Below are 25,822 nucleotides of genomic sequence, written 5' to 3'. Positions count from 1 at the left end.
ACAGAAATTAGTGCGGAAGATTCTAAAAAGGATCTTCCATTTTTATTGGGAAATAAGCAGTACAGAAATATGTAGCCTCTATACCAAAACTATTTTGCCAATTTTTGTATGATTAACTCGACTTATTATTTATTTGTCGTATAATGAGAGTATAAAAATTATAAGGAGTAATGGTCGTGGGTAGAGGTAATGATGCAATACCAACATGGAGTGGATTTAATTATCAAGGAAAAATGATGCTATTGTATGTCCTAGAGTTAATAAATCAAATAGCCAAAGATAAAAACAAAGATATAGACGCCTATTCTGTTGAATTAGAAAAAACAGAAGATTTTTGTATTATTTGCGATTCAGAATATAAATCATTTCATCAGGTTAAGGCATATTTGTCTAAAGATAAATGGAACAGTTATAGCAAAGCAATGGACAAATTGTTGAAACATCGGGCTGAATCAAATAATCCAACAGCAAAATGTTATCTTACAGTTGCAAAGGAGATAAAAGATTGGGATGATGCATCTAATACATACAATGTAAGTGTTGAATTATATAAAAGGGCATCAAAAGTAGTTGGTGTATGTGATGTGAGAAATGAAATAGATATGGAAATCTTAGCATATTTGAAAAGTAAAGGCTATTCTGATAAGGCAGAAGAGATTGTATATGGGGAACTATGTTTATTTTTAGATGATAGCATCGCAAGGATGCACAAGCAGGACTCTAAAAAAAGAAAATATATAATAAAATTTTCTGATATCGTAGGAATTATGGAGTCTGCTATCGATAAAGAAGATGTGCGAAAAGAATATTTTTTGAAAGAGAAAATTTACGAATATGTTATGCAGAATATTGAAAAGGCTTTAAATAATTTATGTCAAGATGAATGTGATACTTCTTTAGAAAATTGTAATAGAATATGTGCTGCTAAATGTGGATATGAAAAAATGACTGAAATTGTTGATTATGGTCAGTTTTGTAAATTACTCAATCCGGGTAAAGTAGATGAGTGGGATAACGAATTGAACTTAGTAGAAAATCTTTCAGTTGATAAAATTCAAAGTGAAATTTATGAATTACTGTATAGAAGCGATACTCCAGAAAAAGTTACGGGAGATAATTGTGGAATATATTTACAATCAAAGTATTCACAAGCGCCAAGAAAACAGGTCATACCTACGTTTTTAGATCTTACACGTGGTGCCAGGAAAGAACGGGCGTTACAGAGTATTTTCCAAAATATTATTAATAATACAGACATTATTGATATATTGGCAGGAAATAGTATTACGGTTATTCCGGGAAGCTATTCAGGAACTTTATCCCAAGCACAAATTACATCTGGATGGAAAAATAGCTCTCCAAATAAAGTAGGCGAATATTATAGAGATATAGAATTGATTTCTGCTCAGGAATTGAAGGAAAAATTTGAACAAAATGGAGGTAATCATGATTAATACTATATTGGATATAATCCGTTTATTAAATGATGGAAATATTGTACCGATGCAAAAAGATGAAGATACAAAGATTGATTTGTATAATGAAAAAGTGCAACTGTTTATGGATGCATCTGGAGAAGAAAGCAAGTATTACTATTTTTCGGAACTTGAGATAAATGATGAAAATCAGGATAATTTAGCAGAGATTGAAGATGTAGCATTAAATAGTGATGCATACACAGTCATAGAAAAACCGACACCAAGCGATTCTTACATGATATTGTTCTGGAAAGTGGAGTGTATAGAGGAAAGAATGTATCCAGATATTATAAAAATTGAAGAAAATGAATTCTTTTATAAAAAATATGTGTTCTATTATACAGAAAAAGAACTGCAATGTTTCGAAAAATGGTGTAGGTCATTGAAAACTAATGGGAAACCGATGCTTGATACAGTATTAGAAGCTGTACAGTTCTTGAACGATGAATCGGAGCAAGTACAATTTTTGACGCGTTTATTAAGTAAAGTTCCATTTTTTAATCCAATCTTTCCAAAGGCAGTCATGAATGACTTTGATGAAATGGTAAAACAAAAGATAGATGGAATACGGAAACAAAAACAGAATGTTGAAATGCTAAATGATATGTTTATAAGATCAATAGAAGAAGCATCTTTTGACGTAGAAGTATTGTCCGATATGATATATCAAAAATTATTGGAGGAGTAATTGGATGGGGTACACATTTAAGAGTTTATGTATTAGAAATTTTAAGTATATTACAAATAATAAACCTTTAAAATTTGATTTTATGAATAGTAATATTGTGATTTTAGATGGTCAAAATGGATATGGTAAAACTACATTATTTGATGCTATTGAAGTTTTGGTGACTGGGAAAATAAAGCATTTTAACCCTAGTTTACAAAATAGGAAGACGGAAACATTAGGAACACTGGCAAATGATGTAAATAAGGATATAGTTATTTCGGCAATTTTATCATCTGATTTTTCAGATGAAATACATGTAGAAAGAAAACTTTTATGTAAAAATGAATTTCAGAGTATTATCACACTTAATAGTCAAGAAATTAGTCAAGAAGAATTGTATGATAAATTTCATTTGAGTTCCAATATGTTTGATATAGGGACATATATTTCTCAAAGTGAATCTTTGGACTTCTTACAAAATAAGTATAAAAATAGAAAAGATTCTGTATCTTCTCTTTTAGATGACACCGAGATAACTGATAAAATTCAAATGCTGAAATCGGTTCAAGAACATATTCTTGGAAGAGTAGAAAAAGAAATTGGGGATAAAGAAAAACAAATAGGTGTAGTAAGTCAAAGAGTAAATGAGATAAAACGTCAGACAGATCACATTGTTATGAATGCAGAACTGCCAGGGGAAAATATACGATTATTTGACGAAGTTGAATATGAATTTGATGTCATAAAATTAGACCAGGGAGTTACATATGAGACTGTTATTCAGCAGCTTAAACAAATTGAAGGGTTTATAGAAAACTATGAAGAATACCTTCGATATAAAGATAATGCTATCATAAGGGAATTGAAAGCATCACCGAAACGATTATATATGGCATTGTTTTATCGACAGGAGATTGAATTACTTAATAAAAAAGAAAGTCTCATAAAAGAGTTAAATAAGAGCAAAGAATTAGTGACGAATTATAGCAATAATGTCTGGTCAGTAGATGAAACATTGTTCAATAAGATTAAAATAAAAGCAGAAATTATAGCACAAATAAAAACATTATTATTGAACCAGAAAAAAGAACAAAGTCAATTGGATGATGCTGATAAGGTTCTGGCACAGATGACAAAGGCACGAAGGGGACTTATTAAAGAATTTTATAATGCTGCGGAGTCTGGAAAGTTTGATAAAAACAAATGCCCATTGTGTGGAACGGATTTTACGGATATAGATTCAGCTATTATAGAAACAGAACAATTTATAAAAAATATTCATACAGATGGGATAAAAATAATAGAAGATATTGAGACACAAATAACAAATTTATTTCAAAAAGAAATTATTCCTGTGTTGAAAGTGTTTCTTGAGGAAAATAAAGTACTAATAAAAATGGATGATACTTTATCAGGATGTAAGAATCTAGCGGTGGAGAAATTACAGCAGTTGTTGGATAAGGTAAAAATATCAGAGTTTAAATCTCAGGGAATAGAAAAATTTGATATTGAAGAATTTTCTCAACAATATGAAAACTTATTGAAAGAACTTCAAGAAAAGGAAGTTCCAAATAAAATTATTTTTCAAGAAAAGCAGGTTGAATTGTATAAATCCATTCACAATACCTATTATCATAATGAAAAACCGTATCACACAGTGGGAGAGTTACAAAGCAAGGAACAATATGTTGCAAAGTTATTTAATGACAATCTTTCTCAGCAGCTTTCTACGGAAGAGGCCCGACTAAGAAAACTAAAAAGAGATTATGAGGAATACAAGAATAAAACAAAGGATATGACAGATGCAATAAAAGTATTGGTTGGTAAATATGAAGATGCGAATAAAGAATATCAAACACAGCTTCTTAATGCAATTAAAATTCCTTTAATGGTGTATAGTGGAAGGATTATACAAAATTATCCGTTAGGGTTGGGAATTAGAGCAGTCATTAAAACCAATCAGTTAGTATTTGAAGCAGCTTCTAAGAGTGGAAGTGATGTTTATAATATTTTAAGTACAGGACAATTGAATGGTCTTTCGATTGCGCTTTTACTTTCAATAAAAAATGTGTATGGTGATACGAAAGGGTTAGACATTTTACTGATAGATGATCCACTTCAAACAATTGATGATATTAGTGCAATTTCGCTTGCGGATTTGTTGACACAGCAGGGAATAGGGCAAATTGTATTGTCTACGCATGAGGAGGCAAAAGCAGCATTGCTACGATATAAATTTAAACATGCAGGAATGAGTGTTCGGGAACAGAACATGCAAGCACTTTATATGAAAACAGTAACAGAAGAATAGAAAAAGAGAGAAAAGCTAGTAGTGGAGGGCTGAGACTTTGCTACTAGCTCTTCTTATGGAAAATAACACACAGTACACAAGTGTGCATACAGTTAAAGCCTCTATTTTCAAGGCATAAGGGGATAGGGGTACAGTTTACGGATGAGCCGACCGGAAACCTGGACAGCAGATCTAGTGAGGCAGTCATTGAAGCATTTCTTGCAGCGCAGAGAAATCTGGATGCAACTATATTCATGGTCACGCATGACAGCTTTTCGGCAAGCTATTGTGACCGTGTCATTGCCATGAAAGATGGAAAAATCTATAAAGAGTTGATCCGAACCGGGGATCGGAGAACATTTTTAGATGAACTTCTGACAGAATTAAAAATCATTAATGGTGGTGATGGCGATGAAGATGAGTAGCAGCAGTATTTTCCTGAAACTTCGCAGATATAACAAGAAAAATTATAAGCAGTTACTATTCTGTACCTTTTTTTCGATTTTTCTTGTGACATCCTTTGTCTGTGTACTGTACAGCCCGGTGGTGCAGGCAGGATTTCTAGAGGGCGGAGATTCGCTGAAGATGATCATGATGATCTTCGCACTGGCAGTTCTTGGATGTCTGATCTTTAATATTTATGCGGCAGGATTATTTTTCCGTACAAAAAGCCGTGAGACCGGAGTGTTTCTTGCACTTGGGATGACGAAGAAACGACTGAAAAAAGAATTGTACAAAGAGCTTTTCCTATCTTTGGGCAAAGGAATCGTATTCGGGATCGTGCTTGGAGCTGCAGCGTCAGTTGGAATTATATGGGTCCTGCTTCACACGTTTCTGAAGGATATTCTGGAGCGGAGGATGTTTTCGGCTGCGGGACTTGGTATCAGTCTTTTCTTTGCGGCGATGACAGTGATCATCTTATTTTTTATGGCGGCGCGCTATATGAGACGGACAAATCTGATGGATATTTTAAATGAAGAGAAGAAAAGTGAACCGCTTCAGCTTGTAAAGAAAGGCTATGGAATCGTAGGCGGGATCCTTCTTGTGGTGGGCTTGCTTCTTGGATATGCGGGGTCACAGCTTACCGCCAATTTATTGAAATTTCAGATGCCGGCTATCTGGAATGCAGTCTATCTCGTAGCGGCAGTCGGAATCTATATGCTGTTTGTGTTTTTTATCGTCTATCACAAGCGGGGGAAGCATCCGCAGAAATATTATCATAACCTGATTTCCAACAGTATGATGAAATTTCAGGGAAGACAGACCGTCCGGAATATGTGTATCCTTGCTTTTCTGACCGGTGCAGCACTCTACGCAGGCTCCTATATCCCAGACAAGCTTGAGATGTTTCGCACAATGGCAGATACGCCGGTAGATTTTAATCTGATTTACCGACAGACAGAGCAGGAGATCCAGAAGGAAGACATCGAGGTGATGGCAGACGAATATGGAGTGACGATCACAGATTATCAGGAAGTTCTTCTTGCAGAACTTCAGACATCCGGGGTCGAGAGAGACTGGACAGATGATGGGAAGCCGATCGAAGATTATTATGAGACATATGCCTATGGAGAATTTATCAGTGCATCTGTCTATGAGCAGTATACCGGGACAAAAGTGGAGGTAGAGCCAGGAACATTTGCACAGATTATCCTGCCGGAGCAGACAGAAAACTTCTGGGAGAAATATACCGATATGGATCTTGTGACAAATCAGGAAACCGGAGCACAGCTGCACCTGAAATTTGCCAAGACAGTGGAAGACCGCATGTTTTACCGTGCAAATGTACACCGCTATATTTTAAATGACAGCGACTTCCAGACGATCACGGCATAGATGACAGAACAGCGCCAGATGAAACAGATCTTCTTTGATGTGGAAGAGAGTGAAAATGTGTATGATTTTGCAATCGAACTTCGGAAAGAGTATGTCAGACGTGCAGGCAAAGATATGGCAGTGCTGAATGCATATAACGAAGCTGAAGAGGATCGGGCAGAAGCTGCCGGAGAACCTTATCACTATCGGATGACAGAGCCGATGGATCCAGAAAATCCGTATTTATACCATGACTGGAAATTCAATCCGGAGATTCAACCGATCCAGATGAAAACTTATCTTCACGAGAGTGGAATTATGATCTTGACATTTCTCTATGTCTCCTGCATCTGCCTGGCAGCAATCGGCATCATCGCTTATACACGAAGCGTTACGATCGGTGTGCAGAATCAGAAAATGTTTGACGATTTGAGAAAACTTGGTGCGAAAAATACTTATATCATGCGCTGTATCAAGAACCAGCTCCGGAAAATCTTTGTGCTTCCGACGGCAATCGGACTGTTTCTGATCCTCTCATTTCTGATGATCATCTATATCGGAAATGATAAAAGAATCCAGAGTACGGAGTGGATGTCATTTGGATGTACAGTAGGATTTGCGGTTATGATCTGCATTTACCAGCTGATTGTTTACCGGATGTCACTGAAAAAGCTAAGGGAAATATTAAAATTGTAAAGCTCTTAAAACTGTATACAATTACAATAAGGAAGAAAAAAATCCGGTCAAGGATGTATCTGCGGTATGTAGTGGCAGATCCCTGACCGGGTTTTTCTTGTCAGGAGAAGGATAAGACACTGTCAAGATCTGTTACTACAATATATGAAAAAGGTACAAAAAAGAGTGACGGTTTATTTTGTGTATGGTATAATTTTTGATAAAGAAGCCGCAAATCTGTAAGCGTGAAACGGAGATGAAATTTATGTGGTTTATATTTGCACTACTATCAGCAATATTTGCATCACTGACCTCGATACTGGCTAAGATTGGTATTGATGGAGTAAATTCTAATCTTGCCACGGCTATAAGAACTGTTGTAGTGGTAATGATGGCATGGGGAATGGTATTTTTGACTCATACACAAAGTGGATTATCAGAAATCAGTCGAAAAAGCTGGGTATTTTTGATTCTGTCCGGATTGGCCACCGGAGCTTCCTGGTTATGCTATTATAGAGCATTACAGATGGGGGAAGCTTCAAAAGTTGTTCCAATTGATAAGTTAAGTGTGGTCATTACCTTGGCACTTGCTTTTATTTTCTTACACGAAAAATTTACAATAAAATCTTTGATAGGGTGTATTTTAATTGGCGCTGGAACATTAGTGATGGTTTTGTAATTAAATATGAAAGAATATTAGGTATATTACTTATAGCAGTTGGAATATGGGTGAGATGATAGATTTCCTGAGTTGGTTTTGATTGTAGAGTTTCAAGTTATTTATATTTCGCTCATTTGAAAATTCTTAAAAGGGAAATTAGATTTTGAGGAGACGGTGATGTGAAAAAAATGTATACTCTTTTAGCTGTATGTAGTTTGGTAGTGTTATTTTTAGGTTGCAGCAATCGGAATGAAATCCCAAAAGGAAGAAGTTCCAAAGCTTGAGGAAGGAACGAGAGTGAGCATTGTGTATAATGGTGATGTTCAGGAGTCTTATCCAGCGCAAATTAAGATTGTTTTTGTAATTTATTTGGTAGATGAAAATGGTGAAGTGATAAGAGGAACGGAATAAAAGTTGTTGATATTTTAGGCACTCTTTATGATTCAAAAAAGAAGAGAAAAAATGATGATGACGAAGGGTAAGGAAAGCAAAATTCCAGCCTTACGAGGAGGTGTACTGCAATGAAAAACAGATGGAAACGAGTAGTGGGAATTGCGATTCCACTTGCTATCATTATTGTCGGAATAAGTTATAACAGTTACGTTAGAGTGCATACTTTTACACTTTCAGGTAACGAAACAGTGAAAAGTGAGCAAATACAACCTGTTAATAGAAGAGTAAAAGTAAATGGTACTGTTGATACAGAGGTCAGATTTACAGATGTTGAAACTGGGAAAACTTATGAAATCGATTATATTACATCTGGGGTATCAGAAACACTTCAACTAGAACGAGGAAAATGGTACGAGGTAGAAGGTGCCGGGGAGCTTATAGTGAGACCAGTCAATATTCGTATAGAATAACGATTTTCATGAACACGAAGATGAAAATTTGTAGAAAGAGAGTAGCTATCATGAGAAAAAAATATTTCAAAGCAATGTTGGCGGTATTTTTTCTAGTTTTATGTACGTTGGGAACAACAGGTTGTTCTTCCAAAGAATCAGAAGATTTAGGGGTGATCGGCAAGGGCAAACGAATCTTTGAGGAAACAATTTCCCCAAATAAGGATTATGTTGAAAATGAAAAAGATGTTGTCTATCATACAGTAGAAATCTATCAAAATAGCGATAATGTGATTATAGTGACTTCAAAATCCACTTCAGCATTTTTCAAACCATTGCAATATGAAGTGGAATCTGACACAAGTATCACAAAATCAGACATTGATGTAGAGTGGACAACTTCAATGGGAAACTCGGATCCAACAAAGGAAGATCAATTACATATAGCTTCTGTATCTGTTTCGCAAAACGGAAAGCTATTAGACAAGAGAAAAATAAATTTTGCGAACGGAGCTTTTGAAATCATTGAGGATGTAATAGAGAGCAAATAGTCAGATAGTGTTTTCTTATAAACACAACAAATTTGTAAAAACGGTTGAATCAATTAAAGCTTGAAGGAGGAAGTTATGGCATTTGATTTTAAGAAAGAATATAAGGAATATTATATGCCGAAGAATAAGCCGCAGATTGTAGATGTGCCGAAAATGAATTATATTGCAGTGAGAGGGTCGGGAGATCCAAATGAAGAAAATGGGGCATATCAGCAGGCAATCGGTATACTATATGCCGTGGCATATATTCTGAAAATGAGTTATAAAACAGAATATAAGATTGGGGGCTTTTTTGAATATGTAGTCCCGCTGCTGGAAGGCTTTTGGTGGCAGGACCGTTATCCGTTTGCCGGATTTTGTTTCCAAAGCAGATTTTGCCTGGGCGGTAGAGGCAGCGGGTAAAAAGAAAAAAATCGATTGTTCCTCAGCAGAATTTCTGACGGTTAATGAAGGATTATGCGTTCAGATTATGCACCTAGGTTCTTTTGACAAGGAACCTGAAACAGTGGTACTGATGGACGCGTATATAGAACAGAATGGTTATGTTAATGACATTAATGGGGAGCGGCTGCATCACGAGATCTATATGTCAGATGCAAGAAAAGTTGCCCCGGAAAAGTGGAAAACAGTTATTCGGCATCCCATTAAAAAGGTGTGAGAAATTTTTTCTACTTTATAAGGTTTATTAGATAAATTAAGAGAAACCCAACAAAATCAAGGGTTTGCACTGATTTAGTCCTATTTTTTTATGCCATTAGGTTAAGGTTAGGACAGCGCTGTTTACAATCGAAAACCTACATTTCAAAAAAGTCAGATAATGTTGATTACTGATATGGTCAAGTTTTGGCTTTTATTAGAATGCGAGGTGAAATTTAATATTACAATTCATGTAGGACTGAATTAGCTCTTAAAAACGGTTTATCCGGCATTGCTAATAAGTCCTACTTTTTTTGCCCGAAAAAGGAGGGTGGCAATGACAAAGCGAGAGTTAATTCAGTTCATGGACGAGCTGGTGGAGTTAGCCAGTGAGGAGAACAAATCAAGAGCAATCTTGGTAAAGGAAAAGTTTATCAATGACTTTGAGAGAAGTTATGAGTACGAAAAGGAGGTTCAGACAGAGATTACAGAACTGCCACCTTACTATATAGCAGCCATGCCGGATGCCGTACAGGAAGAAATCAAGGCAAAGGTAATAGTAGCATTAACAGAGTATGGTGAGTGTACCCCGGAAAATGTGGAAAGAGCAATGAGTTCCAAAATCTATGACTTAGATGATTTGATTGATATTAAGGAGTGTGTCAGACACATAGAGGAGGAACAGAGAAAGAAAGCAGAGCAGAAACGGGGGAATGTCAGATGATAAAAGCAATTATTGGTATAGGAGTTGCTTTAGTATGGATTACATTTTTTTGCACTTGCAAAAGCAGCAGGTACGGCAGATAGAAGATTAGAAGCAATATAGAGGCTTCCCACCGAGCGAGAGGCGGGTGTTGTCTGTGGGAATTAATGTAAAGGTACAAAAGTCTCCGAAACCGATAGAGATTATAACAGCAGAGGCAAGGTTGAGGTAAGGGATTTGAAGGTAGAAAATGATAACTTCTACATTCTCACATTGGCGGAGATTGCAAAAGAGTTAAACAGACGAGGAATGAGAAATGCAAATATTCTCTTATCCGTAGGGTTGCCTCTTACAAGATTTGGAGCAGAGAAGCTGGACTATTGACATTATGCCCATTGAAGATTCTGCACCGAATGAAGCTGAGTGCATCACAATCAGGGAAGGCTTGATTAAGTGCATGAGGACAATCAACGAGGAATGTATGAGGCAGTATGGTAAGGAGCTTTCGGAGGAAGATATACAGGAAATTATGAGAACCGGAAAACATGAGAGACTTCCTCAGAAGTATCTGACCATCGTGGAAGAATGCCTCAGAGCTTATGTAGATAAGGTTTACAATATTCTTTTTGAGCATGGCTACAACCTTGAAGTGACAGAGATTGTATTTGTCGGTGGGGGAGCTGCTGTCATGAAGCGTTTTGGAAACTATGACGGTAATAATATCCAATACATATTCTGCAGTTTGCAAAGATGGCAGAAGTCAATATGATTTATTATGAAAAGGATTACTATGCAGTTCCGGATACAGGGGCGGAGAAAGCGTATGAATTGTTAAGGCAGGCACTTTTAGCACAAAAAAAGGTAGCAATCGCAAAAACAGTGATGGGAACAAATGAAAAACTTCTTGTGCTGTACCCTACAAAGGAAGGGATTATTGTAAAAACCTTGTTTTATTATGATGAGATTGCTGCCATTCCTAAGAGCGTTCCAAGGATGAAGCTGGATGAGAATGAGCTGAATATGGCGAAAATGCTGATTGAAAATATGACAAAACCATTTGTGGCGGAGGAATATCAGGATGAATACCAGGCAAGACTGAGGGAAGCTATTATGAAGAAGATACAGGGACAGGAAATCGTGGCAGTTGATACCGGTACTACAGCAAACGTCATTGATTTGATGGAAGCATTACAGAAGAGTCTGGAACTATCCAATAAAAAAGACGAAGAGAGCAAAAAGAAATTAACGGGAACGGCATGATGGATCTGTTTGATAAAAGAGAGGCTTCGCCAATGCTGATAGCACAGCAAATGGATGCTTTCGATAATCCCGGCTGGCTATATGAATTGAAGCTGGATGGATTCCGATGTCTGGCTTATATAGATTACGGTATGGTGGATCTTCGTAATAAACGCAATATACGAATGCTCCCACGGTTCCCAGAACTGAAAGAAATCAGTAAAAATGTAGGAGGACGATGCATATTAGATGGCGAAATCGTTGTTTTGACAAATGGCGTTCCAGATTTTTATCGCCTGCAAAAGAGGACGCTGCTCACAGACAAATTCAAGATAGAGATGGAAGCATTGCGCTATCCGGCATCCTTCGTTGCCTTTGACTGCATTTATATAGAAGGAAAAGAACTGATATGGACACCCCTGATGGACAGGAAAGAACAATTATCCCGGCTTGTGAATGAGGATTCGAGAATATCGGTGTCCAGATATGTGGAAGGTTCGGGGACTGCGCTTTATATGGCGCAGAGGCGAGCAAACTGGAAGGCGTTGTTGCAAAAAGAAAAGACAGCTTTTATCTGATGGGGAAACGAACGAAGGACTGGATCAAATTCAAACGGATGGCAGACGAGGACTTTGTAGTAGCGGGATATATCAAAAAAGGCGGACATATGTATAGCCTTGTTCTGGCAAAATACAAAGGTAATACACTGATTTTCAGAGGGTATGTAACATCTGGCGTGACAAAAGAAGCAATAGATACTTTGGAAGTGACTGGCAAGAATCCATTCCTTTTGATGCCTATTGGGGAACATGATGTAATCTGGGTGAAGACGAACCATGTATGTGTTGTGGAATATATGCCCAATCTCATTAATTCGCTAAGACAGCCAGTATTTAAGGGTTTTCGTGATGATGTCTTACCGAAAGAAGTACAGGCATCAGAAGCATAAAATAAGAGAAACAAATTGGTAAGAGTCGATAAATGAAAAAGAATGCACACCATTATGTACGGAGTGTATCCTTCAAGTGGAACGCAATGGAGATAGAAAGGGAGAAGTTTTACCATTGCAAGGTTAAAAGGGGATTAAGTATAAGTTTTGATGATTTCTTCGGCAATGGTTCGCTTTGCAATACAGCGATCCATTGCCTGTTTTTCTATGTAACGGTGAGCATCAGGTTCGCTCATGGAGAGTTCACTGATCAAAATCCATTTTGCCTTGTTGACCAGACGGATTTCAGCCATTTTTTCTTCGATGGACAGAGACTTCCTTTCAAATTGTCTCAGTCGTTCTCTGGCGCTTTCCATCCAGTTAAGGGCATGCAGCATAGTTGGTTTTGAGGTTGGCTTTGGCAAAGTGAAGACGCCGTACTCAGCAACCTTATCGTGGATACCGGAATGAACATCACTTTTTACCAAAAGCAACACAGCGGACGGTTTGGTAGTACAGGTGTCAATTGCAAAACGAGTACCCACATCATCAGGCAAAGGGGCGTTGATGATAACAAAATCAAATGTTTTTTCGGCAAGTGCCCGTTTGGCAGCACTGACACTTGTAACATTATGGATAGGGTAGTATCTTGTCTCGGGGAGCAGGTCAGCAAAGGCAGAGGTGAAACTATCTGTTGCAGACACGATGAGTATGCTGTAAAAACGTTCTCTTAAACTCATTTTACACCTCCTCCTTTTTTCGTTGGTTTGAATTATTTATTGCAATAAATATCTAAGATAGCATCTGGTATATGTTCTTTTATAAAATTACTGTTTACGGCTGCAGCACATGCGGATTTAAAATCGCCGGGCAGCTGCTCAAATTTTGCCAGCGTATCTGCATCTGCTTTATACAGGTTCATATCAGCGGGACCTGGTAGTTCCAGTTTATTCTGAATGCCATCCATAATTGCATAAATCAGCAGGGCAAATGCAAGATAAGTATTTGCGGATGGATCTGGAGAGCGAAGCTCCGCACGTTGGTATTTGCCTACAGCAGCAGGAACCCTGACAAGCTGGGAACGGTTCTCGCTGGACCAGGAGATATATCTTGGAGCTTTATTGCTGCCAAAACGCTGATAAGAATTTTCTGTTGGGTTTAAAAATACGGTCATATCTGCAACCTTATCCAGAATAGCAGCAATCATATAATTCATATAGTCTGTATTATCAGAGGATTTTACAGATATATTGATATGGAATCCGTTTCCCGGTTTATCTTCCAGCGGCTTCGGGCTGAAATCAGCAAAAAGCCCATTACGTCTGGAGATTGTTTTCACAACAGTCTGGAAGGTCATGGCATTGTCAGCAGCAGTCAGTGGATCGGAATAGCGAAAATCAATTTCGTTTTGTCCCGGACCTTCTTCGTGGTGAGAACTTTCAGGCTGTATTCCCATCTGTTCAAGTGTCAGACATACTTCTCGGCGGATATTTTCGCCTCTGTCTTCCGGGGCAATATCCATATATCCTGCGTTATCATAAGGCTCTTTGGTCGGGTTCCCATTATCATCCAGAGTAAACAGGTAAAATTCCTGTTCAGCACCAAAGAAGAACTGGAATCCTGCATTTTGGGAATCCTGAATTGCTTTTTTTAAAATAGAACGGGTGTCACATTCAAATGTTTTTCCGTCTGGGTGGGTAATGTAACAGAACATTCGTACCACACGGCCATGCTCTGGTCTCCATGGCAGGGGCATAAGTGTGTCTGCATCCGGATGGAGAAACAGATCGGAATGGTTTTCATCGCCAAAGCCTGCGATGGCAGATGCATCAATGGCAATTCCACATTCAAAAGCGCGAGGAAGTTCCTCTGGCATGATGGATATGTTTTTCTGTTTGCCAAATACATCACAAAAGGCGAGGCGGATGAATTTTACATCTTCTTCCCGCACATATTGCATTACCTCTTCTTTTGAATACTTCATAAGCCTACCTACTTTCTTTTAATTTGCTACATACATTTGTTTATATGGGTTTTTACTGTCTGGTGTGACGACTGTAAAAGGAGCGGATAAAAGTTCGTCCACAGAATATCCGAAGTCTGCACAGTATTCGGACAGATATTCCTGGATTTCCTCTAAATCCTCTGGGGCTGCACATCTTGCAGTTACCTGTTCCGGAAAGCGGATATCCTCACAGTTGCCGCGCAAGAACATTTTACCGCCGTGCATTCCGGTACATGGGAAATTGCCTACGATACGTTTGGCGTCTGTGTGAAGTCCAAGGACGATAATTACGCCGCCAGCCTGATATTCCCCAAGAAAGCTTCCGGCACACCCACCGATGATCATGACTGGAATCTTTTCCTTGTACGCTTTCATATGAATTCCGGCACGGTATCCTGCATTGCCTTGTACATAAATTTTGCCGCCGCGCATGGCATATCCGGCGGCATCACCAATATTGCCATGGATCAGGATCTTCCCTTCATTCATGGTGTCGCCTACTGCATCTTGAGCATTGGCATTTACGGTAATATTGGCATTGTTTAAATATGCGCCCAGTGCATTTCCCGGAATTCCATTGATTGTAAGATTCCGATCAGACATACCGGCAGCAATGAATCTCTGACCGCAACAGCCTTCAATCGTACAGTCGTTGTCTGTCCCACGCAATGCTTCATTTACAGCTCTGTAATCTAAATTTGCAGCATCAATGATTTTCATATTATACCACACCTCCAAAAAATTGTTTACGCTTTTCTACGGAAAATGCTGTAGAAGTAGCAGTTTTTTTCAACATTTCAAAATCAATGGAACTTAAAGGAATACGTTCTCTGATTAAAGAAGTATAAATTCCAGCCCGTTCAGTTGCCCCGATAAGGATAAATCCGGTTAAATAGTCACCTCTGGTAAACAGACGTTTTAAAGTTCCTTCTGACTTTTCCTCATACAGTTCGCAGCCCTGTTCAGCGGTATAGTAGCTTCCGGCGGTCATGGCATGTAATCCAAAGAAACCGATGGAGTTCATAGGGATTCCTTTATCGAAAACAGAAGAACCGCCTGCCATATTGATGCCAGCACAATTTCCTTGCATATAAGCATTTGGCAAAATGGCAAGGACACGTTTATCGTGGAACGAAATGTCTTCGCCTTCCGTACAGTCGCCAGCGGCATAAATATCAGGAATGGAAGTTTCCATTTTGTTGCTGATTAAAATGCCACGGTTCACTTCACCACCAATTCCTTTTATCAAAGAAGTGTTTGCACGAACACCGACAGCAAGGACTAAAACATCGAAACGAACGGTTTTTCCGCTTTTCATAAAAGCAGTATTTTTATCGAAAGATATTGCACTGTCATTTAACATAAAGTTAATTCCATTTTGTTCCAGATGTTTTTGCATTATAGCTGCGCAGTCAGCATCAAGGATACTGGAAAGCACACGGTCTGCAAGGTCGCATATCGTAATACTGGAAACACGGTCTTTTAAACCTTCGGCACATTTTAAACCGATGAGACCGGCACCTACGATCAACACATCCGAATTTTCATTGATGGAAGCTTCCAGTTCCAGCATATCATCTATCGTCATAAAGGAATGCTTCTGTTCCACTGATTCCAGACCCGTAAAAGGAGGTACAAAAGGAGAGGAACCAGTGGCAATGCAGAGTTTATCATAAGGAATCACGGTATCATCGTTTAGGGCTATCTGTTTTGTGGAAGGATCAATTTGCGCAGCTTTCTTTCCATAGAGAACTTCACATCCCATTCTTTCATAAAAATTCTTATCACGATATGCCATTTTCTCCAGATTCGTTTTGCCTTCCAAATAATAGGAGATTAGTGGGCGGCAGTATACAGGATGCGGTTCTTCTGAAATTACGATGATCTTGCCCGCTGCATCTTCTTTTCGGATACCTTCAATGCAGCCCACAGCAGCAACACCATTTCCAATCACAACATATTGAGCCATTCTACTCACCCCTTTCTTCATAGACGATTGCCCGGTTCGGACAGCCTTTTACACAGGCTGGTTCACCGCAGGTATTAGCAATGCAAAGTTCACATTTTTGCATAATGCCTTTTTCATTCGGTGCCAGTGCCCCATATGGACAGACCAGAACACAGGTAAGGCATCCCACGCATTTGTTCTGGTCTATATGGACAACTCCGTCAATCTTTGAGATTGCACCTGCAATACAGCTTTTTATGCATAATGGATCGGTACAGTGTCTGCAGGAAACGGCGTAACAGATTTTTTCGCCTTCTTCAATATGGATACGAGGAAAGATTGGCTTTCCTTTTAATGCTTCTGTCATATCTGGTTTGCCGGAATTGGCAAAAGCACAATTATATTCGCATAAATGGCATCCGAGACACCATTCTTCTTTTACATAGATTCGTTTCATTTTTATCAATCTCCTGCATGAGAGATACCAAGTATCTCAAGCTCTTTTTCTGTCAGACCAATGCCACGCAGCATCAGACGGTTTCCTCGTAAAGCCTCGATGGAATTGATGCCCATGCCACCCATCAGTTCTTTGATTTCGTGTTTCCATGCGGTCATAAGATTCATCAGGCGTTCGCTTCCCATTTCAGGATTCAGTCTCTTTACAAGCTCTGGACGCTGGGTTGCGATTCCCCAGTTACATTTACCGCTTTGGCAGGTTCGGCAAAGGTGGCAGCCAAGAGCCAGAAGGGCAGCGGTAGCCACATAACAGGCATCTGCACCAAGTGCAATGGCTTTTACCACATCAGCAGCACTCCGGATACTTCCGCCGACTACCAGTGATACATTGTTTCGGATACCTTCGTCACGAAGTCTTTGGTCAACGGAGGCAAGTGCTAACTCGATGGGAATACCAACATTATCCCGGATTCTGGTAGGAGCGGCTCCTGTACCGCCACGGAAGCCATCAATGGCGATGATATCAGCTCCGCTGCGGGCAATACCACTTGCAATGGCAGCAATATTGTGAACGGCTGCGACTTTAACGATGACAGGTTTCTTATATTCTGTAGCTTCTTTCAAAGAGAACACAAGCTGACGCAAGTCCTCGATGGAATAAATATCATGATGCGGAGCCGGTGAAATTGCATCAGAGCCTTCCGGAATCATGCGGGTACGTGATACATCCCCGACAATTTTTGCACCGGGGAGATGTCCGCCAATGCCCGGTTTTGCTCCTTGTCCCATCTTAATCTCTATGGCAGCACCTGCTTTCAGATAATCCTCATGAACGCCGAAACGTCCGGAAGCCACCTGTACGATGGTATTCTCGCCGTAGCAGTAAAAATCTTCATGAAGACCGCCTTCCCCCGTGTTATATAAGATGCCAAGCTCAGTAGCTGCCAGTGCAAGGGATTTATGAGCGTTGTAGCTGATAGAACCATAACTCATGGCAGAGAACATGACAGGCATGGAAAGCTCCAGCTGCGGCGGCAGTCTGCAGTCTAATTTTCCGTCCTCTGTACGACTCACTTTTTGGGGCTTCTTTCCGAGGTAAACTCTGGTTTCCATCGGTTCCCGCAAGGGATCAATGGAAGGGTTTGTTACCTGTGATGCATTGATCAGGATTTTATCCCAGTATACAGGCAGTGGTTTGGGATTACCCATGGAAGATAAAAGGACGCCGCCACTGTTCGCCTGCTTATAAATCTCCTTAATCGTATCGTTTGACCAGTTTGCGTTTTCGCGCAGGGTACAGTCACTCTTTACAATTTTTAGTGCTCTGGTCGGACAAAGAGAAACACATCGCTGGCAGTTGACACATTTCGATTCATCGCACTTCATAATTTTATGTTCTTCGTCATAACTATGTACTTCATTGGCACATTGTCGTTCGCATACCCGACAGGCAATGCATCTGTTTTCATTTCTGATTACTTCAAATTCCGGATAGATAAATTCTACGCTCATTAAAATGCACCTTCCTTTACTTTTACAATGACTGGTTCACCACCGGCAGGAGACCATATGTTTTCGGCATTCGGTTCCATGGTTCGGATGGCAGCCTCTTCACTGGCAATGAATACCTTGTCGTCTTTTTCCCCGACTACCATAGAACGCAGTTTCAACCGGTCATTCAGTGCCATCAGTCCGCCATCAAATCCTAAAACGATAGAGAAAGGACCGGTCACAAGCAGACTTGGGAACATGGTTCTAAGATAGGTGTGTTTTTTCTGGTCTTCCAAATCTGTTTTTGCTGCAATGGTACTCCAGAATGGGGCAGCAATGACACTTGCAGCTTCACCAAGGGTAAGTCCCTGTACACGGAGCAGATAATCTATAATATAGGTAATGACTTCGGTATCGGTCTGGAGCGTACATTTGTAGCCAAACATTTCGATAAATCGGCGGTTCGCATCATAAGAGGAAATTTCTCCATTATGTACGATAGAATAGTCAAGCAGCGTAAACGGATGTGCGCCGCCCCACCATCCGGGAGTGTTCGTTGGATAGCGTCCGTGGGCAGTCCAAGAGTATCCTTCATATTCTTCCAGTTTATAAAAAACACCCACATCTTCCGGGAAACCTACCGCTTTGAAGGTTCCCATGTTCTTGCCACTGGAGAAAACATAAGCACCGGACATTTCGGCGTTGATCTTCATAACAGTTCTGGCAACAAATTCCTTTTCGTCCAGCTGTAAAGAAACCAGCACGGATTTTAGTGGAGCAACAAAGTATCTCCATATAATCGGTTCATCTGTAATAGCCGGAATCTTGCGGGTCGGAATAATTTCGGATTGGATGATTTCAAACCGTTCTTTTAAGAAAGCTTCACATTCTTTTCTTGTGTCACGGGTATCAAAGAACATATGCAATGCATAAAACTCTTTATATTCAGGGTAAATGCCATAACCGGCAAAGCCTCCGCCTAATCCGTTGGAACGGTCATGCATGGGTTTCATGGAATTTATGATCATTTCACCGGACATCTTGTTTCCTTCTTTGGAAATGACTGCTGAGATTGCACATCCGGAAGGAATTCTCACTTGACCTTCAGTTTTCATATATCATATACCTTCCTTTCAGAATAAATAGAAAAACAAAGGCGTCCATTTTAAGGGCAGAAAAAATTCTACTCTAAAAATGAACGCCTTTGCTCATATTCAATATATATACAGCAGATGGTAAGTTTTGTCAAGAAACAATGTATTTCACCTCGCAGTTGTTATTTTTTCATACTTGCTATATAATAATTCAAAAAATGAGGATACGAGGTGAAAATATGAAATCGCGCAGTGCAATAACGCTTATTGGAAGTGGCATGCCAGAAGTAAAGGTATGCGATATTGTTAATGGTAAACCTAAAGTTAAGCGAATTGAAAGAGAAGATTGTATAGAGTTTGTTCGAAAATATTCCTTGTTTCATAAAGAAATAAAGCGATACGATAAAAGAACTTTTGAACAATTGCAATAAGATTAAACTTATATGAATTAAAATTGGAGGAGTAATTATGTTTTCTCTGGCGTTCTATAAATCGGCAGATGGAATGACCTGGAAAAAGTCGAGTCGGGAAAAGGATGAGTGAAAAATTAAAAAAAGGGATTGACAAATGATTTTTCCGGGTGTATTATCCAACACGTAAAGACAAAGGCGTCTTTGAGATGAAATTCTCAGAGGCGCTTTTTACTTTATAAAATTAAAATAGATGCAATTTGATTCAAAAGGCAAGGGCGTCTTGAGTGTTGCTAAAGCATCCGTAGGAAGCTGCCGGTGGCAGGTTCTGCAGGTGCAGGGAAAAGTACCATGAAAGACAACCTTGCCTTTTTATTTTCAAATTGGAAGGAGTGACATTATGAAGAATGTTTCAGAATTTTTTGGATGTAAAGTTTTTGACGACAGAGTGATGAAAGCAAATTTGTCAGCAAAGGTTTATCAATCTTTGAGAAAAACCATTGACGAAGGTGCAAAGCTTGATATTAGCGTGGCCAATGCAGTTGCAGCAGCTATGAAAGACTGGGCAGTTGCAAATGGAGCTACTCACTATACACACTGGTTCCAGCCTCTTACCGGCGTAACAGCAGAAAAGCATGACAGCTTCATTTCTCCATCCCCGGACGGCGGCGTGATTATGGAATTCTCCGGAAAGGAACTGATCAAAGGCGAACCGGATGCATCTTCTTTCCCATCTGGAGGACTTCGGGCTACTTTTGAGGCAAGAGGATATACAGCATGGGATCCTACCTCTTATGCGTTTATCAAAGGGAAAACATTATGTATTCCTACAGCGTTCTGTTCCTATGGCGGAGAGGCACTGGATAAAAAAACTCCGTTGCTTCGTTCTATGGAAGCTTTGAATAAGCAGGCGCTTCGTATTCTTCATCTGTTTGGAAATGATGATGTGAAATGTGTCCGTACATCGGTAGGACCGGAACAGGAATATTTCCTCATTACAAAGAAAATGTATGAACAGAGAAAAGATCTTCGATTTACAGGACGCACTCTTTTTGGTGCGAAGCCGCCAAAGGGACAGGAGATGGATGATCACTACTTTGGCGTGATTAAGACAAGAGTTGCGGCTTATATGGAAGAACTGAATGAGGAACTCTGGAAACTGGGAATTCTGGCTAAGACAGAACATAATGAAGTGGCTCCAGCACAGCATGAGCTTGCCCCTATTTATACGACAACAAATATTGCGACAGACCATAACCAGTTAACCATGGAGATCATGCAGAAAGTGGCAGCAAAGAATGGACTTGTATGTCTGCTTCATGAAAAGCCATTTGCCGGAGTAAACGGTAGTGGAAAACATAATAACTGGTCTCTTGCGACAGATAAAGGCGTGAATCTGTTATCTCCGGGAGAGACACCGTATGAAAATGCACAGTTTTTATTATTCCTGTGTGCAGTGATCAAAGCAGTGGACGATTATCAGGATCTGCTCCGCCTTTCTGTTGCAACAGCAGGAAATGACCACAGACTTGGTGCGAATGAAGCACCTCCGGCAGTGGTATCTATTTTCCTTGGAGATGAATTAAATGCGGTGCTTGAAGCGATTGAAACGGATACTCCATACGCAGGAACGAAAAAGGCACAGATGAAGCTTGGTGTGGATGTGCTTCCAAAATTCAACCGTGATACTACAGACCGTAACCGTACATCACCTTTTGCATTTACCGGAAATAAATTTGAGTTCCGTATGTTGGGTTCTTCTAACAGCATTGCATGTGCAAACATCATGCTGAACAGCGCAGTAGCAGAAAGCCTGAAAATTTATGCGGATAGACTGGAAAAAGCGGAAAACTTTGAAGATGCATTACATGAAATGATCCGAAAGACCATCAAAGACCACAAGCATATCATTTTCAACGGAAATGGTTACGATGATACATGGATCAAGGAAGCAACGGAAGAGAGAGGGCTTCTCAACTACCGTACAACACCGGATTGTATGCCGCACCTGCTGGATGAAAAGAATGTACAGATGCTGACAGGCCATAAGGTATTTTCTAAAGCTGAGCTGAAATCAAGATGTGAGATTATGCTGGAAAACTATTGCAAGACAGTGCTGATTGAGGCAAATACCATGATTGATATGGCAAAAACAGAGATTGCTCCGGCGGTAAGTGCATATGTACTGGAGCTTGCCAATACAGCAGCAGCGAAAAAAGCAGTTGATGCTTCTATTTCCTGTAGTTATGAAGCGGGGCTGCTGAAGAAACTGGCAAGACTGGAAGACCAGATTGCGGTTAAAGCCGATGAACTGGATGATGCAGTGATGAAGATTAAGGATGCCGGAGACATTGAATCAGAATCTTATATGATTCGTGATGTTGTCTTAAGTAAAATGGGTGAACTCCGAGTTGCCTGTGACGAGGCAGAAACAATGACAGCAAAAAAATACTGGCCATTCCCAACCTATGGCGATTTACTGTTTGGCGTAAAATAACGTATCAGCAGGAAAGGACGCTTGCGTATTTTCGCCTGATACGTTAGCGATAGAATCGAAGATTCTAGAGCATAAAAAAATACAGAAAGAAGGAATGTTTATGACTTACAGTGCAGTTAACACAATTTGGGTATTGATTGGAGCAGCATTAGTGTTCTTCATGCAGGCGGGATTCTCCATGTGTGAAGCCGGATTTACCAGAGCAAAGAATACAGGAAATATTTTGATGAAGAACCTGATGGATTTTTGTATCGGTACACCAGCCTTTTGGCTGGTAGGGTTCGGGCTGATGTTTGGCAGCGGCTCTGCGATCATAGGAACCTTTGATCCATTGATTCGTGGAGATTACAGTCACATTTTGCCGGCGGGGGTTCCGTTATGGGCATTTGCAATCTTCCAGACTGTTTTTGTGCGACATCTGCAACAATCGTGTCCGGAGCAATGGCTGAGAGAACAAAATTCAGTGCATACTGCATTTATTCAGCAGCGATTTCTCTTTTAATCTACCCGATTTCAGGGCACTGGATTTGGGGCGGAGGATGGCTTTCACAGATGGGCTTTCATGATTTTGCAGGTTCTACAGCCGTACATATGGTAGGCGGTATCTGTGCATTGATCGGAGCCAAAATTTTAGGACCTCGTATCGGAAAATATGGTAAAGATGGAAAACCACGAGCTATCCTCGGACATAATCTTACTTTTGCAGCACTTGGTATATTTATCCTCTGGTTCTGTTGGTTTGGCTTCAATGGTGCATCTACTATAGGCATGGACAGCGATACTTTGATGGAAACAGCAGGAAGAGTATTTTTCAACACAAATATGGCAGCTGCGGTAGTTTGCTGTACAACTTTAATCTTCACATGGCTTCGTTATAAAAAGCCGGATGTTTCCATGACATACAATGCAGCATTGGCAGGACTCGTTGGTATTACGGCAGGCTGTGATGCAGTAAGTCCGGTTGGTGCTGTATCTGTTCATTGTGTATGTGGTGCAACCGGAACAATCCTTACAGGATTATTTGCAACAGGTGTAACAACAGAAGCAGGGCTTTTCTATGGAGGCGGATTACACTTTCTTGGAGTTCAGGTGGCAGGTGTTCTTTCTGTAGCAGCATATGTTGCGGTTATTATCACGATTGTATTTTTAGCGATCAAATATACGATTGGTCTTCGTGCTGATTATCGAGGCGTACAGGTCGAAGCAAATCTGCTTCCAAAAGTACAGGTGGATATCGTAGTCAGTGCAGTTCCGGTTCGTAAAGTCATTGAAACAGCGAAGAAGGTACTTTACACAGGACATATCGGCGATGGTAAAATCTTTGTTTATGATGTAGAAAATGTTGTAAAGGTAAGAACCGGAGAAGAAGGATTTGATGCCCTTCAGGACGTAGAATAAAATCAGAATGGATAGAAACTAAATATTGTAAAGGCATTTGAGAAAAGAGAAGTAGTACAGGTGATCACTTACAGCGAAGGTGGAACAGTGAGAGCCACGCAGCAGAGCCTGTATGAATAACACTTTTTAAGCTGCAATCCGAACAGGATTTCCTTAGTAGGTGCGACGTTACGTCAAGCGTTAATGGCAGAACCATGAAAAGGTTTGGAAATGAGACAAAAGATAGGTGGCACCGCGAGCACAGCACTTGCCCTATAGAATGCTGAATTACTAGATTTACGGAGGTAGATTTATATGTGTTCTATTATGGGTTATTGCAGCCGCAGTGCTGCCTTTGATGTTTTTATGAAAGGATTTGAGAAGACCATATCAAGAGGTCCGGATGATACACGTGTGGTTGAAACAGGTGATGGCCTTCTTGGATTCCACAGATTATCAATCATGGGATTAACTCCATCCGGTATGCAGCCATTTAAGTATGGGAACAGTTATGTGGTCTGTAATGGAGAAATTTATGGATTTGAGAAGCTGAAAGAAGAACTGTCAGTAAAATATACATTTGAAAGTGAATCGGACTGCGAGATACTTTTGCCGTTATATCAGGAATACGGTACAGACATGTTTGACATGATTGATGCGGAGTTTGCCTGCATCATCTACGATGGGGAAGCAAGAGAATTTATCGCGGCAAGAGATCCGATTGGAATCCGTCCATTGTATTATGGATATGATAAAGAAGGTGCTGTTATATTTGCCAGTGAAGCGAAAAATCTGGTAGGACTTGCGGAGAAGATCATGCCGTTTCCACCGGGACATTATTATAAGGGCGGTCAGTTTATCTGCTACTGTGACATTGCTAAAGTAGATACGGTTTGTCATGATGATCTGGAGACAGTCTGCAAGAGTATTCATGATAAGCTTGTGGCTGGCGTGGAAAAACGTCTTGTAGCTGATGCAAAGGTAGGCTTCCTGCTTTCCGGCGGACTGGATTCTTCTTTGGTGTGCGCGATTGCAGCAAAGAAAAGTAAGGAACGGATTAAGACATTTGCGATTGGTATGAGTGAAGATGCCATTGACTTAAAATATGCAAAACAGGTGGCAGATTATATTGGAAGTGATCATACAGAGGTTTATATGACACCGGATGAAGTGCTTTCTTCGCTGGAAACAGTCATTCAGTTGTTGGGAACCTATGATATTACCACAATCCGTGCATCCATGGGTATGTATCTGGTGTGTAAGGCAATCCATGAACAGACCGATATCCGTGTCCTTTTGACCGGTGAGATTTCTGATGAATTGTTTGGTTATAAATATACGGACTTTGCACCGGATGCGAGAGCCTTTCAAGAGGAATCACAGAAACGAATCCATGAACTTCATATGTATGATGTTCTCCGTGCGGACCGTTGTATCTCCGTAAACTCGCTGGAAGCAAGAGTTCCGTTTGGTGATCTGGATTTTGTAAAATATGTGATGGCAGTAGACCCGGAATTAAAGCTGAATACTTATGGAAAAGGAAAATATCTGCTCCGTCATGCGTTTGAACAGGGTGGTTATCTGCCGGATGAGATTCTTTGGAGAGAAAAAGCTGCATTTTCAGATGCTGTTGGACATTCCATGGTTGATTATTTAAAGGAATATGCACAAAAGCAATATACAGATGCAGAATTTGAAAGAAGATGTAAAAGCTATACCCATGCCAGACCATTTACAAAAGAATCCTTATTATATAGAGAAATTTTTGAAAAGTATTATCCGGGTCAGGCTGAGATGGTTGCAGATTTCTGGATGCCGAACAAAGAGTGGGAAGGATGCGACGTAAATGATCCTTCTGCAAGGGTACTATCTAACTATGGTGATAGCGGAAAATAAAATGAAGTAATGGAAAGATCGAGGCACTCAATCTTGATTGAAAAGACACAAAAAATTCACATAATATGTTAGCACTCACGCTTGACGAGTGCTAACAAAGGTGCTATAACATAATTAGAAACAGGAGAAAGAAAGAACCACGAGTTCATGATTCTTCCTA

25 protein-coding genes and 3 pseudogenes are annotated in these 25,822 nt (G+C 39.9%); 21 read left to right on the top strand and 7 right to left on the bottom strand.

Annotated features, from left to right (window positions below):
• Positions 1-176 precede the first annotated feature (176 nt).
• The 17 genes and pseudogenes from ACESPO_RS03195 (at position 177) to ACESPO_RS03115 (ending at position 12,509) form a co-directional block, all read left to right on the top strand.
• Positions 177-1,454, top strand: a complete 1,278-nt coding sequence (locus ACESPO_RS03195) for an ABC-three component system protein (RefSeq protein ID WP_118188779.1) — start codon at positions 177-179, stop codon at positions 1,452-1,454.
• Complete coding sequence (locus ACESPO_RS03190) at positions 1,447-2,166, top strand: ABC-three component system middle component 1 (protein WP_117468201.1); 720 nt, start codon at positions 1,447-1,449, stop codon at positions 2,164-2,166. The genes ACESPO_RS03195 and ACESPO_RS03190 overlap by 8 nt, the downstream gene beginning before the upstream one ends.
• A 4-nt stretch (positions 2,167-2,170) precedes the next feature.
• Positions 2,171-4,459, top strand: a complete 2,289-nt coding sequence (locus tag ACESPO_RS03185) for an AAA family ATPase (protein ID WP_270188187.1) — start codon at positions 2,171-2,173, stop codon at positions 4,457-4,459.
• 140 nt (positions 4,460-4,599) lie between these two features.
• Positions 4,600-4,863: pseudogene (locus ACESPO_RS03180) on the top strand (ABC transporter ATP-binding protein); the annotation flags it as partial.
• The gene (locus ACESPO_RS03175) at positions 4,850-6,274 is read left to right on the top strand and encodes an FtsX-like permease family protein (RefSeq protein ID WP_499788451.1); all 1,425 of its coding nucleotides are present in this window, start codon (positions 4,850-4,852) and stop codon (positions 6,272-6,274) included. The pseudogene ACESPO_RS03180 and the gene ACESPO_RS03175, both read left to right, overlap by 14 nt.
• Positions 6,275-6,949 carry a hypothetical protein gene (locus tag ACESPO_RS03170; protein ID WP_336304801.1) on the top strand — a complete coding sequence of 225 codons (675 nt, stop codon included), beginning with the start codon at positions 6,275-6,277 and terminating at the stop codon, positions 6,947-6,949.
• Positions 6,950-7,193: 244 nt separating this feature from the next.
• Positions 7,194-7,607 carry an EamA family transporter gene (locus tag ACESPO_RS03165; protein ID WP_120093091.1) on the top strand — a complete coding sequence of 138 codons (414 nt, stop codon included), beginning with the start codon at positions 7,194-7,196 and terminating at the stop codon, positions 7,605-7,607.
• A 231-nt stretch (positions 7,608-7,838) separates the two neighbouring features.
• Positions 7,839-8,000 carry a DUF3221 domain-containing protein gene (locus ACESPO_RS03160; RefSeq protein WP_336304802.1) on the top strand — a complete coding sequence of 54 codons (162 nt, stop codon included), beginning with the start codon at positions 7,839-7,841 and terminating at the stop codon, positions 7,998-8,000.
• Between the two features lie 110 nt (positions 8,001-8,110).
• Complete coding sequence (locus ACESPO_RS03155) at positions 8,111-8,452, top strand: hypothetical protein (protein ID WP_336304803.1); 342 nt, start codon at positions 8,111-8,113, stop codon at positions 8,450-8,452.
• A 50-nt stretch (positions 8,453-8,502) separates the two neighbouring features.
• The gene (locus tag ACESPO_RS03150) at positions 8,503-8,982 is read left to right on the top strand and encodes a hypothetical protein (RefSeq protein WP_336304804.1); all 480 of its coding nucleotides are present in this window, start codon (positions 8,503-8,505) and stop codon (positions 8,980-8,982) included.
• Positions 8,983-9,057: 75 nt separating this feature from the next.
• Positions 9,058-9,640: pseudogene (locus ACESPO_RS03145) on the top strand (GyrI-like domain-containing protein).
• A gap of 315 nt (positions 9,641-9,955) precedes the next feature.
• The gene (locus tag ACESPO_RS03140) at positions 9,956-10,342 is read left to right on the top strand and encodes a hypothetical protein (RefSeq protein WP_336304805.1); all 387 of its coding nucleotides are present in this window, start codon (positions 9,956-9,958) and stop codon (positions 10,340-10,342) included.
• A gap of 216 nt (positions 10,343-10,558) precedes the next feature.
• A complete protein-coding gene (locus ACESPO_RS03135; protein ID WP_336304806.1) occupies positions 10,559-10,705 on the top strand; it encodes a hypothetical protein in 147 nt (48 codons plus the stop codon).
• A 4-nt stretch (positions 10,706-10,709) separates the two neighbouring features.
• Positions 10,710-11,090 (top strand): hypothetical protein, encoded by a 381-nt coding sequence (locus tag ACESPO_RS03130; RefSeq protein ID WP_336304807.1) that lies wholly within the window; start codon positions 10,710-10,712, stop codon positions 11,088-11,090.
• The gene (locus ACESPO_RS03125; RefSeq protein WP_336304808.1) at positions 11,072-11,581 is read left to right on the top strand and encodes a Ku protein; all 510 of its coding nucleotides are present in this window, start codon (positions 11,072-11,074) and stop codon (positions 11,579-11,581) included. The genes ACESPO_RS03130 and ACESPO_RS03125 overlap by 19 nt, the downstream gene beginning before the upstream one ends.
• Before the next feature lie 32 nt (positions 11,582-11,613).
• Positions 11,614-12,138 (top strand): ATP-dependent DNA ligase, encoded by a 525-nt coding sequence (locus ACESPO_RS03120; RefSeq protein ID WP_336304809.1) that lies wholly within the window; start codon positions 11,614-11,616, stop codon positions 12,136-12,138.
• Positions 12,138-12,509 (top strand): ATP dependent DNA ligase, encoded by a 372-nt coding sequence (locus ACESPO_RS03115; RefSeq protein WP_318265124.1) that lies wholly within the window; start codon positions 12,138-12,140, stop codon positions 12,507-12,509. The genes ACESPO_RS03120 and ACESPO_RS03115 overlap by 1 nt, the downstream gene beginning before the upstream one ends.
• 134 nt (positions 12,510-12,643) lie before the next feature.
• Here ACESPO_RS03115 and ACESPO_RS03110 read toward each other — a convergent pair whose 3' ends face one another.
• From ACESPO_RS03110 to ACESPO_RS03080, 7 genes are read right to left on the bottom strand one after another with little or no spacing between them, the layout of a single operon-like run.
• The gene (locus ACESPO_RS03110; RefSeq protein ID WP_016439172.1) at positions 12,644-13,228 is read right to left on the bottom strand and encodes an ANTAR domain-containing response regulator; all 585 of its coding nucleotides are present in this window, start codon (positions 13,226-13,228) and stop codon (positions 12,644-12,646) included.
• A 32-nt stretch (positions 13,229-13,260) separates the two neighbouring features.
• On the bottom strand, positions 13,261-14,472 hold the full coding sequence (locus ACESPO_RS03105; RefSeq protein WP_336304810.1) for a glutamine synthetase family protein: 1,212 nt from the start codon (positions 14,470-14,472) through the stop codon (positions 13,261-13,263).
• 18 nt (positions 14,473-14,490) lie between these two features.
• Positions 14,491-15,213 (bottom strand): GltB/FmdC/FwdC-like GXGXG domain-containing protein, encoded by a 723-nt coding sequence (locus ACESPO_RS03100; RefSeq protein ID WP_499788450.1) that lies wholly within the window; start codon positions 15,211-15,213, stop codon positions 14,491-14,493.
• 1 nt (position 15,214) lies between these two features.
• Entirely contained in the window at positions 15,215-16,447 is a 1,233-nt protein-coding gene (locus tag ACESPO_RS03095; protein WP_499788449.1) for an NAD(P)/FAD-dependent oxidoreductase, read from the bottom strand.
• 16 nt (positions 16,448-16,463) lie between these two features.
• Positions 16,464-16,898 carry a 4Fe-4S dicluster domain-containing protein gene (locus ACESPO_RS03090; RefSeq protein ID WP_016439168.1) on the bottom strand — a complete coding sequence of 145 codons (435 nt, stop codon included), beginning with the start codon at positions 16,896-16,898 and terminating at the stop codon, positions 16,464-16,466.
• A gap of 5 nt (positions 16,899-16,903) precedes the next feature.
• Entirely contained in the window at positions 16,904-18,409 is a 1,506-nt protein-coding gene (locus ACESPO_RS03085) for a glutamate synthase-related protein (RefSeq protein WP_117576265.1), read from the bottom strand.
• Entirely contained in the window at positions 18,409-19,503 is a 1,095-nt protein-coding gene (locus ACESPO_RS03080; protein WP_016439166.1) for a class II glutamine amidotransferase, read from the bottom strand. Before ACESPO_RS03080 ends, ACESPO_RS03085 begins: the two co-directional genes overlap by 1 nt.
• A 218-nt stretch (positions 19,504-19,721) precedes the next feature.
• Here ACESPO_RS03080 and ACESPO_RS03075 point away from each other — a divergent pair, with 218 nt between their 5' ends.
• From ACESPO_RS03075 to asnB, 4 genes and pseudogenes are all read left to right on the top strand, one after another.
• A complete protein-coding gene (locus ACESPO_RS03075; RefSeq protein WP_016439165.1) occupies positions 19,722-19,913 on the top strand; it encodes a hypothetical protein in 192 nt (63 codons plus the stop codon).
• 379 nt (positions 19,914-20,292) lie between these two features.
• Positions 20,293-22,389, top strand: coding sequence for a glutamine synthetase III family protein (locus ACESPO_RS03070; RefSeq protein WP_117576264.1), 2,097 nt, complete (start codon positions 20,293-20,295; stop codon positions 22,387-22,389).
• A 100-nt stretch (positions 22,390-22,489) separates the two neighbouring features.
• Positions 22,490-23,787: pseudogene (locus ACESPO_RS03065) on the top strand (ammonium transporter).
• A gap of 294 nt (positions 23,788-24,081) precedes the next feature.
• Positions 24,082-25,662, top strand: coding sequence for an asparagine synthase B (gene asnB, locus ACESPO_RS03060; protein ID WP_120105174.1), 1,581 nt, complete (start codon positions 24,082-24,084; stop codon positions 25,660-25,662).
• The last annotated feature ends 160 nt before the right edge of the window (positions 25,663-25,822 follow it).

Origin of the sequence: Coprococcus sp. HPP0074, assembly GCF_964238105.1 — a bacterium.
GTDB classification, from domain to species: domain Bacteria; phylum Bacillota; class Clostridia; order Lachnospirales; family Lachnospiraceae; genus Faecalimonas; species Faecalimonas umbilicata.
The sequence above is the reverse complement of the archived record's forward strand: the minus strand, read 5'-3'. Positions and strand labels throughout refer to the sequence as shown.